Genomic DNA, 16968 nt, shown 5'->3' on the forward strand with positions numbered 1-16968 from the left:
AGAGGGCATGGCCTCGCGTACGAACGCCGATGAGTCGGAGACGTCGGCCGAGAGTGCCGTCGCGCGGCGGGTGCGGCTCGGTGGGTCGGCCGTGCTGCTGGCCATCGCGCTGACCGCCGGGTCCATCGCCGTCGGCGCGCTGCGGGACGGCGGCACCACGACGACGGCCGCCGCCGCGCCGAGTGCCGTGTCGCCGGCGCTGCTCACCGGTGGCGACCTCGACACGAGCATCGCCTCCCTCCAGGACCATCTCCGGTCCCAGCCCAAGGACTTCGGCGGCTGGGCCACCCTCGGTCTCGCCTACGTGGAGCAGGCCCGCACCAAGGGCGACCCGTCCCGCTACCCGCAGGCCGACAAGGCCCTGGCGCGCTCGCTGAAGCTGGCGCCCGACAACGAACAGGCCCTCGCCGGCCGCGCCGCCCTCGCCGCGGCCCGGCACGACTTCGCCGACGCCCTGAAGTACGCCGACCAGGTGCTGCGGCAGAACCCCTACGACGAACGGGCCCTGTCCTCCCGCGTCGACGCCCTCGTCGAACTCGGCCGCTACGACGACGCCGCGAAGGCCGCCGACACGGCCGACGCCCGCAAGCCCGGCGTCCCGGTCTTCACGCGGTACGCGTACGTACGGGAGCTGCGCGGCGACGTCAGCACCGCCGAGCGGGTGCTGAAGCAGGCCCTCGCCTCCGCGACCACCCCGGGCGACGTGGCGTACGTCGCCGCCCAGCTCGGCCAACTCGCCTGGAACCAGGGCGACTACAAGGCGGCCCTCACCTACTACGCCCGCGCGCTCGCCGCCGACGAGGACTACATCCCGGCGCTCGAGGGCCGGGCCCGCGCCCAGGCCGCGAGCGGCGACCGGGCCGCCGCCGTCAAGAACATGGCGGACGTCGTCGCCCGCTACCCGCTGCCCGGCCCGCTCGTCGAACTCGGCGAGCTGTACCAGCAGGCCGGCGACCAGGAGAAGGCCGACGACCAGTACGCGCTCGTCGACGCCTGGACCGCCCTCGCCCGCGCCAACGGCGTCAACGCCGACCTCGACACCGCCCTCGCCGCCGCCGACCACGGCGACAAGGCCTCGGCGCTGCGCGCGGCCCGCGCCGAGTGGAAACGCCGGCACACCGTGCACACCGCGGACGCCCTCGCCTGGGCCCTGCACGTCAACGGCAAGGACACCGAAGCCCTCCCCTACGCCCGCCGGGCCACCGCCACCGGGTACCGCAACGCCGCGTTCCTCTACCACCGCGGCATGATCGAGCGGGCCACGGGCCATGCGAAGGACGCCCGCTCCCACCTCAAGGCCGCCCTGAAGCTGAACCCCGGTTTCTCGACCCTGGGCGCGGCCGAGGCCCGTAAGGCCCTGAAGACCCTGGAGGCGGCCAAGTGAGGTCCCGTCGCCTGTTCGCCTCCGGCGCGGCCGTCCTGACGGCCGTGTGCGCGCTCGTGCTCGTCCCCTCCAGCAGCGCGGGCGCGCACCCCCTCGGCAACTTCACCGTCAACCGCTACGACGGCCTCGTCGCCGCCCCCGGTCAGCTCCGCGTCGACCATGTCGAGGACCTCGCCGAGATCCCGGCGACCCAGGCCGAGCCGGACATCGAGAAGCAGGGCATGACCGGGTGGGCCCGGCAGCGCTGCGCGGCGGCGGCGGACGGCAGCGAGGTCACGGTCGACGGGCGTGCGGCGACCCTCGGCGTCAAGAGCAGCAAGGCGACGGTCCGGCCCGGTCAGGCCGGGCTGCACACCCTCCGCGTGGAGTGCGAGCTGACGGCGCCGCTCCCGAAGGCCGCGACCGTGGCGCTGACCTTCCACAGCGCGGGGACGGACTCCGGGCCCGGCTGGCGGGAGATCACCGCGCGCGGCGACCGGATGACACTCGCCGCGTCGGACGTACCGAAGACGTCGGTCTCCCGGGAACTGACCAGCTATCCAGGGAAGTTGCTCTCCTCCCCCGCCGACACCACCACCGCCTCCGTGCGCGTCCGCCCCGGCGGCCCCGCGCTGGCCGAGGACCGCGAGGACGCCCCGGCCGCCTCCGTCCTCCCGCGCGGCGCCGACCGCTGGACGCGGGCGCTGGACTCCCTGGTCGCCCGCCACGACCTCACCGTCGGCTTCGCCGCGCTCGCCCTGTTCATCGCCGTCGCCCTCGGCGCGCTCCACGCGCTCGCACCGGGCCACGGCAAGACCCTCATGGCGGCGGTGGCCACCGCCCGCGGCGGCAAGGCCCGCCTCAAGGACGTCATGCCCCTGGCCGCGTCGGTCACGGTGACCCACACCCTCGGCGTGGTCGCCCTGGGCCTCCTCGTCACGGCGGGCTCGGGAGCGGCGCCCTCGGTGATCACCTGGCTGGGCGTCGCGAGCGGGGTGCTGGTGACGGGGGCGGGGCTGACCCTCGTACGACGGGCCTGGCACCAGCGCGCACACGGGCACGCGCATGCGCCCGCCCCAGCCCCCCGGCGCGAGCTGGCGCTGGTCGGCGGCCACGATCACGGCCCCACACATGACCACGATCACGACCACGGTCACGCACATGGTCACTCCCACGACCACGCGCACGGCCATGACCACAACCACGACCACGACCACGGTCACTCCCACACGCATACGCACACGCACGGCGGCTTCACCCACACCCACTCCACCGCCCCCACCCTCCGCGGCACGATCCTCCTCGGCTTCGCCGGTGGGCTCGTCCCCAGCCCCTCCGCGGTCGTCGTGCTCGTCGGCGCGATGGCGCTCGGGCAGGCCTGGTTCGGGTTCCTGCTCGTCGTCGCGTACGGCGTCGGGCTCGCCCTCACGCTCAGCGCGGCGGGGTTCGCCGTCGTCAGGCTGGGTACCGGGATGAATCGGCTGCTGGACCGGCGTCCGCGCTGGACCACGCATCCGGTCACGGCACTCGTGCGCCGGCACGCGCCCCTGTTGTCGGCGTTCCTCGTGGTGGCGCTCGGGGCTGGATTGGTGCTCAAGGGGGCGGCATCCGCACTCGGCTGAGCTACTTTTGGGGAGAAATCACGCGAAGTCACGCGGAGTCGCGAACGCTGCGAACGTTGCGAATGGGGGACGCCCGTGTCCGAAGAACCGGGCCGTGAACGTCTGATCGCCGGCCGGTACCGCCTCCTGTCCCCGCTCGGCGAGGGCGGTATGGGAACCGTGTGGCGCGCCCGCGACGAGGTGCTGCACCGCGAGGTCGCCGTCAAGGAGGTGCGGGCACCGGCCGGACTGCCGGCCTCCGAGGTGGAGCGGATGTACGCCCGCCTTGAGCGGGAGGCGTGGGCCGCGGCCCGGGTCGCCAACCGCAACGTGGTGACGGTGTACGACGTGGCCACCGAGGACGGCCGCCCCTGGATCGTCATGGAGCTGGTCAGGGGCGTCTCGCTCGCCGACGTGCTGGACGCCGAGGGCCCGCTGTCACCGCAGCGCGCGGCGCACATCGGCGCCGAGATCCTCTCCGCGCTGCGGGCGGCGCACGAGGCGGGGGTGCTGCACCGGGACGTGAAGCCGGCCAACGTGCTGATGTCGAACGACGGGCGGGTGGTGCTCACCGACTTCGGCATCGCCATGGTCGAGGGCAGTTCGGCGCTGACGATGACGGGCGAGGTGATCGGCTCGCCCGAATTCCTGGCCCCGGAGCGGGCGTTGGGGCGAACGCCGGGTCCGGAGTCGGACCTGTGGTCGCTGGGCGTGCTGCTGTACGCGGCGGTCGAGGGCAACTCCCCGTTCCGACAGAACACCCCGCTGAGCACCCTGCGCGCGATCGTCGACGAGGAGCTGCCGACCCCGCACCGGGCCGGTCCCCTCGCCCCTGTCATCGAGGGGCTGCTGCGCAAGGACCCGGCCGAGCGGCTGCCCGCCGACCGTGCCGAGCAGGACCTGCGGATCATCGGGGCGGGAGGCACCCTCCGTACCGGCGCGGTCCCCACCGCTCCCCTTCCGTATACACCGACGTTCGCCGGGTACCGCGAGGAGCCGCAGACGGCACCGCTGCCGCCCACGGCCCCCACGCGGCCCGCGCCGACGACGGCGCCCGAGCCTCCCGACCGCAACCGCCGTGCCGCGGTCGCCCTGATCGCGGGCGTCGCCGCCCTGGCGCTGGCGGTCGCGGGACTGACGTACGCCCTGCTCAACCGGGACGACGGCGGGGGCAGTGCCGACAGCGGCAGCAGCACCAGCCGCAGCGAGACCACGCCGAGCAGGTCCGAGCAGAACCCCCAGGCGCCGCCGCCCTCGTCGTCCAAGTCGGCCACCCCCACCACGAGCGCGCCCGCGCCGCAGACCGTGCAGGTCGTGCTGTCCGGCACGAACACGGAGTACGCGGGGAGCTGTCCGCCGGCGCAGGCCGAGGCGCCCACCTTCACGGCGACGATCACGGTCGGCCGGCTGCCGGCGCAGGTGACGTACCGCTGGAAGTCCAAGGACGGCAAGGTCATGGACCAGGGCTGGAAGACGCTGGTGTTCTCGGAGGGGGGCGGCAAGTCCAAGCAGGACACGGCGTTCGTGACGACGTACGACGACAGCGGGACGTATCAGAACGAGATCAGTGTCGAGGTGCGCGATCCGCAGCACCGGACGTCGAACTCCGTTCCCTTCTCGGTGACATGTGAGACGGAGACCCCGACGGGCGGGGCCTCCCCCTCTCCCACTCCTACCGAGTAGGGCTCAGGCCGCGCTGTTCATGACGGGCAGATAGCCGCCGGACTGGCCGGCCGCGGTGGGGTGGTACGACTCGCCGATGTTGAGCCAGTTCAGGCTGTGCAGCCAGGAACTGCCGGAGCAGATCTCGTGGTTGGTGAAGGTGCCGCGGACGTCTCCCCAGGTGAAGCCGTGGTCCGCGGCGCGCTTGGCGACGGCGGCGTCGAGGTAGTCGGCGGCGCCGTTGATCGCCGAGCGCTTGGTCTCGGACAGGCCCACGCAGGTGGTACCGAGCTTGTAGAAGCGCGGGTAGCCGAGGACGACCACATGGGCGTTGGGGGCCTTGCTGCGGATCGCCGAGTAGACGTTGTCGAGCTGTCCGGGGAGCGTCGAGTCGACGTACGCCTTGGCGGTGTTGATGCGGGACAGGCAGGAGCTGTCGGACTGGAGCACACAGGTCGTCATGACGTCGGAGAAGCCGGCGTCGTTGCCGCCGATGCTGATGGTGACGAGCGCCGTGCTGGTGGTGAGGGTGCCCAGCTGGTTCGCCAGAACATCACCCGTTCGAGCGCCCGAGCAGGCCTTGAAGCTGAACGACGAGGGTGAGTGGGCGGCGGCCCAGAGGTAGGGATAGGCCTTCGTGCTCTGTTTGCAGTCGCCGCTGGAGGAGATGTAGCTGCCGGCGCCGACCCCTGACGCGTAGGAGTCGCCGAGGGCCACATAGGGGCCGGTCGCCGCCTGGGCCGAGGTCGCCCCGGTGAGGGCGGCGCCGGCGGCGAGGAGGAGCGTGGTGACGTAAGCGGCAAATCGGGAACGTCTCATGGAACCTCCCTTTAGCAGGATCTCTGCCACAACCGTCGTAGCAACTACGCGTGTTGACGGGAAGTGTCCATGCCAAGACTTTTCAGGGCTTGCACACCGCGACCCGGCATGTTCGCGGCGTGTTTGATTACGTGGGCATGACAGATTTGTTGACGGGTGCTCAACTCCCTTGTTCCACACCCGTAGATGACCCACTCTTTACTCAGCCCGAGACGGGAACGCGACGTTCCGGGTCGTGTGCGCGATCACGCGCGCACCCCCCACAGACGCCCGCCCGACCCCGGCGCGCGTCGCCTATGAGGAGGACTCCCTCGTAATGGCACAACTGCGTAGCAAGAAACTCCGGTTCGCCGCGATAACCGGCCTGGCGACGGCCGCCCTCGTCGGTGGGCTCACCGCCCTTCCCGCCCAGGCCGCCCCGGCCGAGGGCAAGGTCCTTGCCGCCGACTCCCCCACCGCGATCAAGGACAGCTACATCGTCACGCTCAAGACCGGGTCCGCCGGCCTGAAGGCGACCTCGGCCGCGGGCAAGAACCTGGTCAAGGAGTACGGCGGCACGGTCAGGAAGACGTTCGGCACCGTGCTGAACGGCTACTCGGCCACCCTCTCCGCGACCGAGGCCAGGAGACTCGCGGCCGACCCCGCCGTGGCCCACGTCGAGCAGAACCAGGTCGTGAAGCTGACCGACACCACGCAGTCCAGCGCCCCCTGGGGCCTCGACCGCATCGACCAGGCGGCCCTTCCGCTTTCCGGCACGTACACCTACCCGGACAGCGCGGGCAGCGGCGTGACGGTCTACGTCATCGACACCGGCGTACGCATCACCCACACCCAGATCAGCGGCCGCGCCTCCTACGGCTACGACGCCGTCGACGGCGACACCACCGCCTCCGACGGCAACGGCCACGGCACCCATGTGGCCACCACGATCGCGGGTACCACCTACGGCGTCGCCAAGAAGGCGAAGATCGTGGCGGTGCGGGTGCTCGACAACAGCGGCTCGGGCACCACGGCCGGTGTGATCGCGGGCATCAACTGGGTGACCAACAACCACACCACCCCGGCCGTCGCCAACATGTCGCTCGGCGGCGGGGCCTCCACCTCGCTGGACACCGCGGTATCCAACTCCATCGCGAGCGGCGTGACCTACGCGATCGCGGCGGGCAACAGCTCCGCCAACGCCTCCTCGTACTCCCCGGCCCGCGTGGCCAGCGCGATCACGGTCGGCGCCACCACCAGCACGGACGCCAAGGCCAGCTACTCGAACTACGGCTCCGTCCTGGACATCTTCGCGCCCGGCTCCTCCATCACGGCGGGCTGGAACACCAGCGACACCGCGACCAACACCATCTCCGGCACGTCGATGGCCACCCCGCACGTCGCGGGCGCCGCGGCGGTCTACCTGGCGAGCCACACCTCGGCCACCCCGGCCACGGTCGCCTCGGCCCTGGTGAACGGCGCCACCTCCGGCGTGGTCACCAGCGCGGGCAGCGGCTCGCCGAACAAGCTCCTCAAGCTCGTCCCGTAGCGCGCGCACTTGAACTTCCGTTCCCCGGAGGCTACTTGAGCCTCCGGGGAACACTTGTCCCATGGTCCGTACCATCCCCCGCACAGGGCCCTCGGACCCTTGACGGCCGCCACGCGCCTGGGTCACATTGAAGCCCGGCATCCGGCGCTTCGGGGGGCAAAGTCGCCCATGCAGACCATACGCATCAGGACATCCTCAAAGGATCGAGGCTCGGAGAGAGACCTCTCACCGCTGCTCGCGGGCGCCGCGACGGCCGTCGGCGGGTTCGGTGCGCTCCTCGCGCTGATCGGCGCGGACTCGCCGCTGCGGGGCCCGTTCACCCTGTTCTTCCTGCTGGCGGCGCCCGCCGTCGCGCTCGCCGTCGCGCTGCGGGGCCTCGAACCGCTCGCCCGGGTACTCACCGCCCTGGCCGGCTCGGTCGTCGTGAACATGCTGGTGGCGCAGGGCATGCTGGCCACCCACCGGTGGTCCTACCGCGGCGGCGTCGTGGCGGTGACCACGATCAGCGCGCTGCTCCTGCTGCTGCTGTGGGTACGGCGGCGACGCGGCCGTACGACGACGGGACGGACTCCCTGACGTGGACATCAGCGTGTACCGCCCCGGCGAGCTGACCGCGGCCGACCGGGCGGCGTGGACGTCGTTGCAGTCCAAGGCACATCTACAGGGCTCGCCCGAGCTGGCGAACCCGTTCCTGTCCCCCGAGTTCGCGCTCGCCGTCGGCCGGTGCCGGCGGGGCGTGCGGATCGCGGTCGTACGGGAGGACGGCGAGCCCGCCGCCTTCTTCCCCTTCCAGCGGACCGCGGCCGGAGTCGGCCGGGCCGTCGGCCTCGGCGTCTCGGACGCCCAGGGGCTCGTCCACCGGCCCGGTTTCGGCTGGGACGCGCGGGAGCTGCTGCGTGCCTGCGGGCTCGCCGTCTGGGAGTTCGACCACCTGGTGGAGGGCCAGGAGCCGTTCGCCACGGGGACCCGGGGCAGCTTCCCGTCCCCGGTCATGGACGTCGACCAGGGCTACGACGCCTATCTGCGCCATCTGCGGTCACAGGCACCGAAGTTCACCCGGACCACGCTCGCCAAGGAACGCAGGCTCGGCCGGGACGCCGGCGGGGTGCGGTACGTCCACGACGAGCGGGACCCGGCGGTGCTGCGCACCCTGATGGACTGGAAGTCCGCGCAGTACCGCAGGACCGGGCGCAGCGACCGGTTCGCCCATGACTGGATCAGCCATCTCGCGCAGCAGCTGTTCCACACCCGTTCCGAGCCGTTCGCGGGCATCCTGTCGGTGCTCTACGCGGACGACCGGCCGGTCGCGGCGCACTTCGGGCTGCGCACCGAGCGGGTGCTCGCGTGCTGGTTCCCGGCGTACGACCCGGCCTACGCGAAGTACTCGCCGGGGCTGGTGCTGCATCTGCGGATGGCCGAGGCGGCCGCCGCCGACGGGATCGCGTACCTCGATCTCGGCCGGGGGCAGAAGGAGTACAAGGACTCCCTGAAGACACGGGAGATCACCGTGTCGGAGGGGTGGGTGACCCGGCGTCACCCGGTCGCGCTCGGGCACCGGGCGCGCCGCGCCCCCGTCCGGGCGCTGCGCAACACCGTCCAGTCGCGGCCGGAGCTGTTCGCGCCGGCGGACCGGATGCTCAAGAAAGTCGGAAGGCTCCGTTCGTACAACCAATAAGGCTCCGTAACGGTCAAACCATCAAAAACGTGAGGCCTGGTTCCAGGTCTTGCCATAGGGGTTCAATCGTCAATACCGTCGTACATCTCACCCGCATCGGTCCGTCGTCAGCGGTACTAGGGGAGGGCTCAAGGACCGCGACAGATCGGGGCGGGGCGCGGTAGGGGGGTGCCGTACTCGGTGACCGCACTGGTGACCGGGTCGTGCCGCGCGACCGTCGGCTGTTTTCGTCGTCGGCCGGCTTTGCCAGCTCACCCGGGCGTGCTCGGAGATCCCTTTCGGCATGCCGTAGGTGAAACAACCCCCCTTTCGAACCGGACAGCAGCCGGGCCGCCCAGGGGCGGGCGGTCCAGCCGGACGAGAGGGAACCAGACTCATGAGCTCAGCTCTGCGCCCTGCGGCAACGGGCCAGGACGTGTCCACCGCCGGCAAGTACCGGCCCGTCTCCACTCACCTGGCCATCGCGCCGCCGGTGAGCGTCGTGATCCCCGCCATGAACGAGGCGGAGAACCTTCCGTACGTCTTCAAGACGCTGCCCGACTGGATCCACGAAGTGGTCCTGGTCGACGGCAACTCCACGGACGACACCGTCGAAGTGGCCCGCGAGCTGTGGCCGGAGGTCAAGGTCGTCCGGCAGTCCGGCAAGGGCAAGGGCGACGCGCTGATCACCGGGTTCGAGGCGTGCACCGGCGACATCATCGTCATGGTCGACGCGGACGGCTCGGCCGACGGGCACGAGATCCTCAGCTACGTCTCCGCGCTGCTCTCGGGCGCGGACTTCGCCAAGGGCTCCCGCTTCGCCAACGGCGGCGGCACCGACGACATGACCTTCATCCGCAAGCTCGGCAACTGGGCGCTGTGCACGATCGTCAACCGCAAGTTCGGCGCCCGCTACACCGATCTCTGCTACGGCTACAACGCGTTCTGGCGGCACTGCCTCGACAAGATCGACCTCGACTGCACGGGCTTCGAGATCGAGACCCTCATCAACATCAGGGTGGTCAAGGCGGGCCTGAAGGTGCAGGAGATACCGAGCTACGAGTACCTCCGCATCCACGGCGCGAGCAATCTGCGCGCGGTGCGCGACGGGTTCCGGGTGCTCAAGGTGATCCTCGGCGAGCGCTCCAACCGGCGTGAGCTGCGCCGCCAGGCCCACCACTCCCCGCTGCTCGACTCGGTCCGGGGAGAGGTGTCTTGAGCGGTCCCGACGTCTCCGTCGTGATCTGCGTCTACACCGAGGACCGCTGGGAGGACATCCTCGCGGCGGTCTCCTCGGTGCGGGCGCAGTCGTATCCGGCGCGGGAGACGCTGCTGGTCGTCGACCACAATCCGGCGCTCCTGGACCGGCTGGCCAAGGAGTACAAGGAGGTCGCGGAGGTACGGGTGCTCGCCAACGCGGGCCCCCGGGGCCTGTCCGCGGGCCGCAACACCGGCATCGCCGCCTCGCACGGCGAGGTGATCGCCTTCCTCGACGACGACGCCGTCGCCGAGCGCGACTGGCTGCGCCACTTCGCCGCCGGGTACGCCGACCCGAAGGTGATGGCGGTCGGCGGGCGGACCCTGCCGATCTGGGCGTCGGGCCGCCGTCCCGCCTGGTTCCCGGCGGAGTTCGACTGGGTGGTGGGCTGCACCTACAAGGGCCTGCCGCGGGGCCTGGTGCGGGTGCGCAACGTCCTGGGCGGCAACGCCTCGTTCCGGCGTACGGCGTTCGACGCGGCCGGCGGGTTCGCCACCGGCATCGGGCGCGACGGCGACAAGCGGCCGCTGGGCTGCGAGGAGACGGAGTTGTGCATCCGGCTCAGCCGGGCCAGACCGGACGCGGTGCTGCTGATCGACGACCGTGCGGTGATCCACCACCGGGTGCCCGAGGCGCGTGAGCACTTCGGGTACTTCCGCACGCGCGCCTACGCCGAGGGCCTGTCGAAGGCGCTGGTGGCTCGAAGTGTGGGCGCTGACAAGGGACTTGAGTCCGAACGCCGGTACGCCACCCGGGTGCTGCCCGCCGGGGTGGCCCGCGGGCTGCGCGACGCCCTGCTGGCCCGGCCGGGCGGCGCGGGGCGGGCGGGCGCGATCGTCGCGGGGGTGCTGACGGCCGCCGGTGGGTACGTCGTGGGGAGCGTACGGACCCGGAAGGGGGGTGCCACGTTCCAGGTGGCGCCGATCGAGGGGGGAACGGGATGAGCGTGCCGATCCTCATGTACCACGCCATCGCGACCGACCCGAGCGATGCCACCCGAGACCTCTCGGTGACGCCCGAGGCCTTCGGCCGGCAGATGGACCTCATCGCGGACCTGGGCCGCACGCCGATCACCACGGCCCAGCTGGCGGCGCACTGGCGCGACGGCCGCCCGCTGCCCGAGCGCCCCGTCCTGGTCACGTTCGACGACGGCTACGAGGGCGTCCACCGGCACGCCCTGCCCGTGCTCGCCAAGCACGGCTTCGCCGCCACCCTGTTCGTGTCGACGGCGTGGCTGCGCGGCCCGCACGACAACGGGCACGCGCTGGACACCATGCTGGACTGGCCGCAGGTGCGGGAACTCGCCGCCGAGGGCGTGGAGATCGGCGGGCACAGCCACACCCACCCGCAGCTCGACCAGCTCGACGACGACGACCTGCGCCGCGAGCTGATCCTCTGCAAGGAGATCGTCACCGACGAACTCGGCACCGCCCCGGTCTCGTTCGCCTACCCCTACGGCTACTCCAGCCGCCGGGTCCGCGAGCAGGTCCGCGAGACGGGGTACGCCCAGGCCCTCGCCGTCGGCAACGGACTCGCGCGGCGCCGGCAGGGGCCGTACGCGCTGCTGCGGGTCACCGTGCGCCGCGGTACGGACGCCGAGGAGTTCCAGCGCTTGATCGAAGGCCGGGCCATCGCCCGTACCTTCGCCCGGGACCGCGCGTTCACCAAGGGGTACGCCATGGTCCGAAGAGCACGCCAGGTCCGCCGGAAGGCCATCCGTTCCCGTGTCTGACACGACGACCACCACCGAGTCGACCGAGCCCGCGACCGAGGCGCCCCAGCAGTCGGGGCGCCGGCTGCGCCTGCCCGGCATGGGGCGCTCGTCCGGCGGCAACCAGCTGTTCCGCAACGCCTACGCCCTGATGCTGAACACGGGTATCTCCGCCGTGCTCGGTCTCGGCTTCTGGCTGGCCGCCGCCCGCTACTACTCCGAGTCCGCGGTCGGCCAGGGCTCCGCCGCGATCGCCGCGATGAAGTTCCTCGCGGGGCTGACCGCGGTGACCCTGACCGGCGCCCTGGCCCGCTTCATCCCGGTCGCCGGGCGCGCCACCGGGCGGCTCATCTTCCGTACGTACGCGGGCAGTTCGGTGCTCGTGGCGCTCGCCGCGGGGGTCTTCCTGCTGACGCTGGACGTGTGGGGTCCTTCGTACCGCTTCCTGCACGGGACGGTGAACGGGCTCGGCTTCATCGCGGCCGTCGTCGCCTGGAACCTGCTCACCCTCCAGGACGGGGTGCTGACCGGGCTGCGCAACGCCATCTGGGTGCCGTTCGGCAACACCGTGTTCTCCGCGGTCAAGCTGGGGCTGCTGGTCGCGTTCGCGGTGGCGATCCCGACGGCCGGTGTCTTCGTGTCGTGGGTCGCGGCGATCGCGGTGTCCGTGCTGCCGTTGGGCTGGCTGGTGTTCCGGCGGCTGGTGCCCCGGCATGTGAAGGCCACCGAGGACCACGCCCGCCCGCCGACGCTCAGGGAGGTCGGCCGGTTCCTCGCGGGCGACTACACCGGCTCGCTGTTCTCGCTGGCCGTGGTCTATCTCGTCCCGGTGATCGTGGCCTCGCAGGTCAGTTCCGAGGACAACGCGTACTTCTACATCACCACCACCATCGGCGGCACCTGCAACCTGCTCGCCATCAACATGGGCGCCTCGCTGACGGTCGAGGGCTCGCACGACCCGGGGCGGCTGGCCGCCAACACCCGGGCGGCGCTCAGGCGGATGGCGCGGATCATGCTGCCGGTGGCCGGGGTGCTGTTCTTCGGCGCGCCCTGGATCCTCGGCGTCTTCGGCTCGGGGTACGCCGACGCGGCCACCCCGCTGCTGCGCTGGTTCGCGGTCGGCGCGGTGCTGCGGGTCGTCATGGAGACGTACTTCGCGGTGCTGCGCGCGCAGAGCCGCACCGCGGGACTCGCCTGGTTGCAGGGTCTGTTGTGCGCCCTGGTGCTCGGCCTGACGCTGATCCTGCTCCCCCGCATGGGGCTGACCGGCGCGGGCGTCGCCGAGATCTCCTCGCTCGCGGTGATCGTGGCGATCGCCGCGCCGAAGCTGTACAAGACCGTGCGGGCCGCACCGGCCGGTGCCGTCCCCGAGGACACGGCACCCGACGGCGACCTCGCCGATCTGGGGGCGCGCGAGGCTCCGGTGCCGTCGGGCACGCGCAGGCGCGGGCCGGCCTGGGCGCTCGACCAGGACACCCTCACCCTCGGCATCCACGTCGACTTCGACCACCTGGAACGCCGCCCGGACGTCCGCCCCGGCCCCGGCACCCCGCCCACCGGCATCCCCGTCGTCCGCCCGGCACCGCACCGGCCCACCTGGGCGCAGAAGCTGCCCGAGGTGGGGCTGCCGGTGGAGGAACGGGAACCCGGCTCGGAGGCGTCCCTGGGCCCGGTACAGACACCGGAGGCGGAGGTGGACGCGCCGTTCGAGCCTTACGAGCCGTACGCGCCTCCCCAGCCGTCCGAGGCGGGGGTACGGGAGGAAGGCACCGTACGGCTCGGCGCGGACCTGCCCGAAGAGGGACCGGAGCCCGATGCCGACCCGCCGCTGTCCTGGCGTGACCGGCTCCACCCCAGCCGGGTCGGGGTGATCGTCGGCTGTCTGCTGACCGCCGCGCTCCTGCTCTACTGGGTGCCCGTGCTGGGGCTCGGCGAGGCCGACCTGGACCGGATGGGCGGGCTCGGGCTGATCTCGGTGCTGCCGATGACCACCCTGCTCGGCGCGGGCCTGCTCGTGGTGGCCTTCGGCTCGCTGCTGTGGCTGGACCGCGAGCACAAGGCGCTGCTGCTGATCGCGCTGCTCGCGACGGTGGTGTCCCTGCACGCGCTGCCCGCGGTGATCGAGACGGAACCCCGCTTCGCGACCGCCTGGCAGCACCTCGGCTTCCTCGACTACATCGACCGGACCGGGTCGGCGGTGCCCGACCTGGACGCCCGCTGGAGCTGGCCGGGCTTCTTCGCGGCGGCCGCGTTCGTCGCCCAGGCCTGCGGGGTCACGGACTTCACGGAGCTCATCCGCTGGTGGCCGCTGGCCATCCAGCTCCTCTACCTGGCCCCGATGTTCCTGCTGGTGCGCTCGATGCGGGCGAGCTGGAAGGCCAAGTGGACGGGCCTGTGGGTGTTCGTGCTGTCCGGCTGGGTCGGCCAGGACTACTTCTCCCCGCAGGGCTTCACCTACCTCCTCTATCTGGTCTTCGCGGCGATCCTGCTCGTCTACTTCCGCGCCCCGCGCGTGATCTGGACGAAGAAGCGCCCCGGCGAGGTGGAGGTCGAACCGACCGACCGGCGCCAGCGGGCCGTCCTCCTCATGGTGGTCATCGGCCTGTTCGCGGCGAGCGTCCCGGCCCACCAGCTCACCCCGTTCGTGATGCTGGGCGTGCTGGCGGCCCTCGTCCTGATCGGCAGGTCCGAACTGCGCGGCCTGCCCATCCTGTTCGCCGTGCTGGTGGCGGTGTGGGTGGGCTTCATGGCCGAGCCGTACTGGTCGGGGCACTTCGACGACCTGTTCGGCGGGGTCGGCGGCGTCGGCGGCAATGTGTCGTCGTCGGTGTCGGGCCGTATCGAGGGCGGCAGTTCCTCGCACAAGCTCGTCCTCTACACGCGCGTGGCCCTCGCCGGCGGTGTGCTGGCGTTCGCCTGCTGGGGCTGGTGGCGGCGGCGCGACCACCACTACCGGGAGCGCTCGCTGCTCGTCCTGACCTTCGTGCCGTTCCTCGGCTTCGGCATGCAGTCGTACGGCGGCGAGATGGCGCTGCGCGTCTTCATGTTCGCCCTGCCGGGCGCCGCCCTCCTCATGGGGCTCGCGCTGTTCCCGCGCACCGGCGTCACGGCGAAGGAACGCGACAAGGACCGGGTGAGCCTGGCGCCCATGGCCGCGGTGCTGGCGGGTCTGCTGCTCATGTTCGGCTTCCTGGTGGCCCGTTGGGGCAACGAGCCGTTCGAGCGGATCAGACCCGGCGAGGTCACCGCCATGGAGTACGTGTACGCCCACGACGATCCGACGGTACGCCTGCTGTGGCTGAGCAACGACACGGTCGACAACGTGACGCCGGCCATGCCGTGGGGCGCTCGGGACATGGAGAAGGTCGAGTACGTGCCGACGCTGGCGCCGGCCGACCCGGTGCTGGTGTCCAGCCTGGTCAAGGCGTTGAAGGACGCGGGCCCGAACTCGTATCTGATGATCAACCGCAGTCAGGTCACGTATCTGGAGACGGACGTCGGCTACTCGACGTCCTGGGAGCCGCGGCTGGTCGAGAACCTCGACAAGCGGACCGAGTTGAAGAAGGTCTTCGTCAACGCGGACGTCACCATGTACGCGCTGGCCAAGCAGCCCCCGGGCAAGGTCGCGAAGGCGGACCCGGGGCCGATCGGGCCGCAGGTGACCTGGACGCCGTGGTCGGTGGTCGGCGGGCTCGCGGCGCTGGCGCTGATCGTGCTGCTGACCGCGCGTGAGGTGGTCCGGGTCGCGGTGCGGCCGGGGGTGCGGCAACTGCGCTGGTTGCAGAGCAGCTTCTGGTTCTCGCTGCCGCTGCTGGCGGTGCTGTTCGCTTCGCTGGTGCAGCGGTTCCTGACGATGAAGTGAGGGGGCAGCGGCTCATCCGGCGGACCGGGTGAGCCACTTGACCTCGTAGGCCGCCATGTCGAAGCGCTGTCCGTCGACCTTCGCGCTGATCTGCCGGTCCAGGGTGTTGACCACGAGGACCGTCTTGTCGGTGGCGAGGACACGGACGTTGGGCACGTCGTCCGCGGCGACCGACACCGTCGCGAAGTCGGTGCCCGGCCCGAACGCCTTGCCGAACCGGCTGACCAGGTCGAACATGGGCAGCTTCTGCCCGCCGTCCGTCCCGTTCGTCGGCGTCCACAGACAGCCCGCGCAGTCCGTGCCCTTCTCGTTCTCCGGGTTCCAGTAGAGGGCGGACGTGGTGCCGCCCTTGGCGAGGGCGATCATGCCGGCGGCCTGGACGGCGACACGGCGGTTCTCGGACCAGCCCTCGCGCTCGTCCTGGGCGTCGGCCGGCTCGACGTAGTACTCGGCCCACCACAGCGGCAGGTTCCCGGTCCGCTGCCGCACCCACTGGCTGACGGCGGTGAACTTGTCGGTCGCCGCGAACTCGTCGGGCAGCATCTCGTCGTCGTTGGTGTAGCTGGAGCCGTCCACGACCACGAAGTCGGCGCCGGCCTTGTGCTTGTTCCAGTAGTCGAAGGCGTCGAGGATGCGCTGGTCCATGGCGCCCCACGGCCCCTTGAAGGTCGTGGACGCGTCCTCCGAGCGCGGGTCGACGCTGTCCATCACGAGATACGGGCCGCCGACCATGATGTCCGGGTTGACCTTCTTCAGCGCCCGGTAGACGAGGTTGTAGAGCTTGGTGTAGCCCTCGTAGTCCCAGCGGGCCTCGGAGTCGTTCCAGAAGCCCTTGAACTCGTTCCAGACGATGAAGTGGCGGACGTCCGGGTAGCGCCTCGCGACGGTCGCGGCGAGCGCGGCGAAGTCCTCGAAGTGCGCGGGCTGCGGGGCGGTCTCCAGCGCGGACTGGCTCCAGTCGGTGTTGCCGACGCCCGGCTCGCCGCCCTTCATCCAGTCGGGGGCGCAGCACAGCGTGACGACCGGGGTGGAGCCGGAGGCGCGGATGAAGTCGATGCGCCGGTCCATGTCCGCGAAGTCGTAACGCCCCTTGACCGGCTCGGGGTTGTCGGCGCCCCAGCCCATGAGGTGCTGGTTCTGCGGCAGCCCGCCGACGTCCGCGATCCGCCCCTCGACCCGCTCGACGGCGGTGGAGTTGCCCTCGTCGGCGCTGTGCTGGGTGTGGGTGAAGCCCCAGCCGACGTCCGGGGTCCCGGCGTCCGGTGTGCTGGTGGGCGTGCCGTGCGCCCTGCTGCCGTTGCTCGTGGTGCCGTCGGTGCTCGCCCCGTTGCCGGGCAGCGTGTTGAGGAGGGTCACGGCCAGGGCCAGAGCGGCCGCGCCCACGCCGAGCAGCGCGGTGAGCCGCCACCGCAGTGCCCCCGAATTCCACCCATGACGTCCCATCAAGGGCAACAGTAGACGCGGGATGCGCACCTGGGGCAGGTCTTGTCATTGCACAGCTCTGTAACAG

General features: G+C 71.5%; 12 protein-coding genes. 10 read left to right on the plus strand and 2 right to left on the minus strand.

The annotated features are described in order from the left end of the window. The first annotated feature begins 7 nt into the window (after positions 1 to 7). The 3 genes from EJC51_RS11485 to EJC51_RS11495 all read left to right on the plus strand — a co-directional run bounded on the left by EJC51_RS11485 (position 8) and on the right by EJC51_RS11495 (position 4647). Complete coding sequence (locus EJC51_RS11485) at positions 8 to 1384, plus strand: tetratricopeptide repeat protein (protein ID WP_126270979.1); 1377 nt, start codon at positions 8 to 10, stop codon at positions 1382 to 1384. Continuing rightward, complete coding sequence (locus tag EJC51_RS11490; RefSeq protein WP_126270980.1) at positions 1381 to 2985, plus strand: HoxN/HupN/NixA family nickel/cobalt transporter; 1605 nt, start codon at positions 1381 to 1383, stop codon at positions 2983 to 2985. The genes EJC51_RS11485 and EJC51_RS11490 overlap by 4 nt, the downstream gene beginning before the upstream one ends. A gap of 75 nt (positions 2986 to 3060) precedes the next feature. After that, positions 3061 to 4647 (plus strand): serine/threonine-protein kinase, encoded by a 1587-nt coding sequence (locus tag EJC51_RS11495; RefSeq protein ID WP_126270981.1) that lies wholly within the window; start codon positions 3061 to 3063, stop codon positions 4645 to 4647. A 3-nt stretch (positions 4648 to 4650) separates the two neighbouring features. On the opposite strand, the gene EJC51_RS11500 is transcribed toward EJC51_RS11495, so the two are convergent. Next, positions 4651 to 5445 carry an SGNH/GDSL hydrolase family protein gene (locus EJC51_RS11500; protein ID WP_126270982.1) on the minus strand — a complete coding sequence of 265 codons (795 nt, stop codon included), beginning with the start codon at positions 5443 to 5445 and terminating at the stop codon, positions 4651 to 4653. Between the two features lie 316 nt (positions 5446 to 5761). Here EJC51_RS11500 and EJC51_RS11505 point away from each other — a divergent pair, with 316 nt between their 5' ends. From EJC51_RS11505 to EJC51_RS11535, 7 genes are all read left to right on the plus strand, one after another. Continuing rightward, positions 5762 to 6973, plus strand: a complete 1212-nt coding sequence (locus EJC51_RS11505; protein ID WP_126270983.1) for a S8 family peptidase — start codon at positions 5762 to 5764, stop codon at positions 6971 to 6973. Positions 6974 to 7141: 168 nt separating this feature from the next. After that, entirely contained in the window at positions 7142 to 7549 is a 408-nt protein-coding gene (locus EJC51_RS11510) for a hypothetical protein (protein ID WP_166682850.1), read from the plus strand. Between the two features lies 1 nt (position 7550). Beyond that, a complete protein-coding gene (locus EJC51_RS11515; protein ID WP_126270984.1) occupies positions 7551 to 8648 on the plus strand; it encodes a GNAT family N-acetyltransferase in 1098 nt (365 codons plus the stop codon). A gap of 376 nt (positions 8649 to 9024) precedes the next feature. Beyond that, positions 9025 to 9846 (plus strand): glycosyltransferase family 2 protein, encoded by an 822-nt coding sequence (locus tag EJC51_RS11520; protein WP_126270985.1) that lies wholly within the window; start codon positions 9025 to 9027, stop codon positions 9844 to 9846. Continuing rightward, positions 9843 to 10829, plus strand: a complete 987-nt coding sequence (locus EJC51_RS11525; RefSeq protein ID WP_126270986.1) for a glycosyltransferase family 2 protein — start codon at positions 9843 to 9845, stop codon at positions 10827 to 10829. The genes EJC51_RS11520 and EJC51_RS11525 overlap by 4 nt, the downstream gene beginning before the upstream one ends. Beyond that, positions 10826 to 11617 carry a polysaccharide deacetylase family protein gene (locus EJC51_RS11530; protein WP_126270987.1) on the plus strand — a complete coding sequence of 264 codons (792 nt, stop codon included), beginning with the start codon at positions 10826 to 10828 and terminating at the stop codon, positions 11615 to 11617. The genes EJC51_RS11525 and EJC51_RS11530 overlap by 4 nt, the downstream gene beginning before the upstream one ends. Next, positions 11610 to 15458, plus strand: coding sequence for a lipopolysaccharide biosynthesis protein (locus EJC51_RS11535; RefSeq protein WP_126270988.1), 3849 nt, complete (start codon positions 11610 to 11612; stop codon positions 15456 to 15458). Before EJC51_RS11530 ends, EJC51_RS11535 begins: the two co-directional genes overlap by 8 nt. Positions 15459 to 15470: 12 nt before the next feature. Here EJC51_RS11535 and EJC51_RS11540 read toward each other — a convergent pair whose 3' ends face one another. Further along, positions 15471 to 16901, minus strand: a complete 1431-nt coding sequence (locus tag EJC51_RS11540; RefSeq protein ID WP_126270989.1) for a GH39 family glycosyl hydrolase — start codon at positions 16899 to 16901, stop codon at positions 15471 to 15473. Positions 16902 to 16968 lie beyond the last annotated feature (67 nt).

The sequence above is a fragment of the Streptomyces aquilus genome (assembly GCF_003955715.1).
GTDB lineage: Bacteria > Actinomycetota > Actinomycetes > Streptomycetales > Streptomycetaceae > Streptomyces > Streptomyces aquilus.

Bases quoted from the DNA above. Each gene is read 5' to 3' on its own strand.
- EJC51_RS11520 (WP_126270985.1), top strand. From the start codon at position 9,025: ATGAGCTCAGCTCTGCGCCCTGCGGCAACGGGCCAGGACGTGTCCACC.
- EJC51_RS11530 (WP_126270987.1), top strand. From the start codon at position 10,826: ATGAGCGTGCCGATCCTCATGTACCACGCCATCGCGACCGACCCGAGC.
- EJC51_RS11485 (WP_126270979.1), top strand. From the start codon at position 8: ATGGCCTCGCGTACGAACGCCGATGAGTCGGAGACGTCGGCCGAGAGT.
- EJC51_RS11505 (WP_126270983.1), top strand. From the start codon at position 5,762: ATGGCACAACTGCGTAGCAAGAAACTCCGGTTCGCCGCGATAACCGGC.
- EJC51_RS11540 (WP_126270989.1), bottom strand. From the start codon at position 16,901: ATGGGACGTCATGGGTGGAATTCGGGGGCACTGCGGTGGCGGCTCACC.
- EJC51_RS11510 (WP_166682850.1), top strand. From the start codon at position 7,142: ATGCAGACCATACGCATCAGGACATCCTCAAAGGATCGAGGCTCGGAG.
- EJC51_RS11500 (WP_126270982.1), bottom strand. From the start codon at position 5,445: ATGAGACGTTCCCGATTTGCCGCTTACGTCACCACGCTCCTCCTCGCC.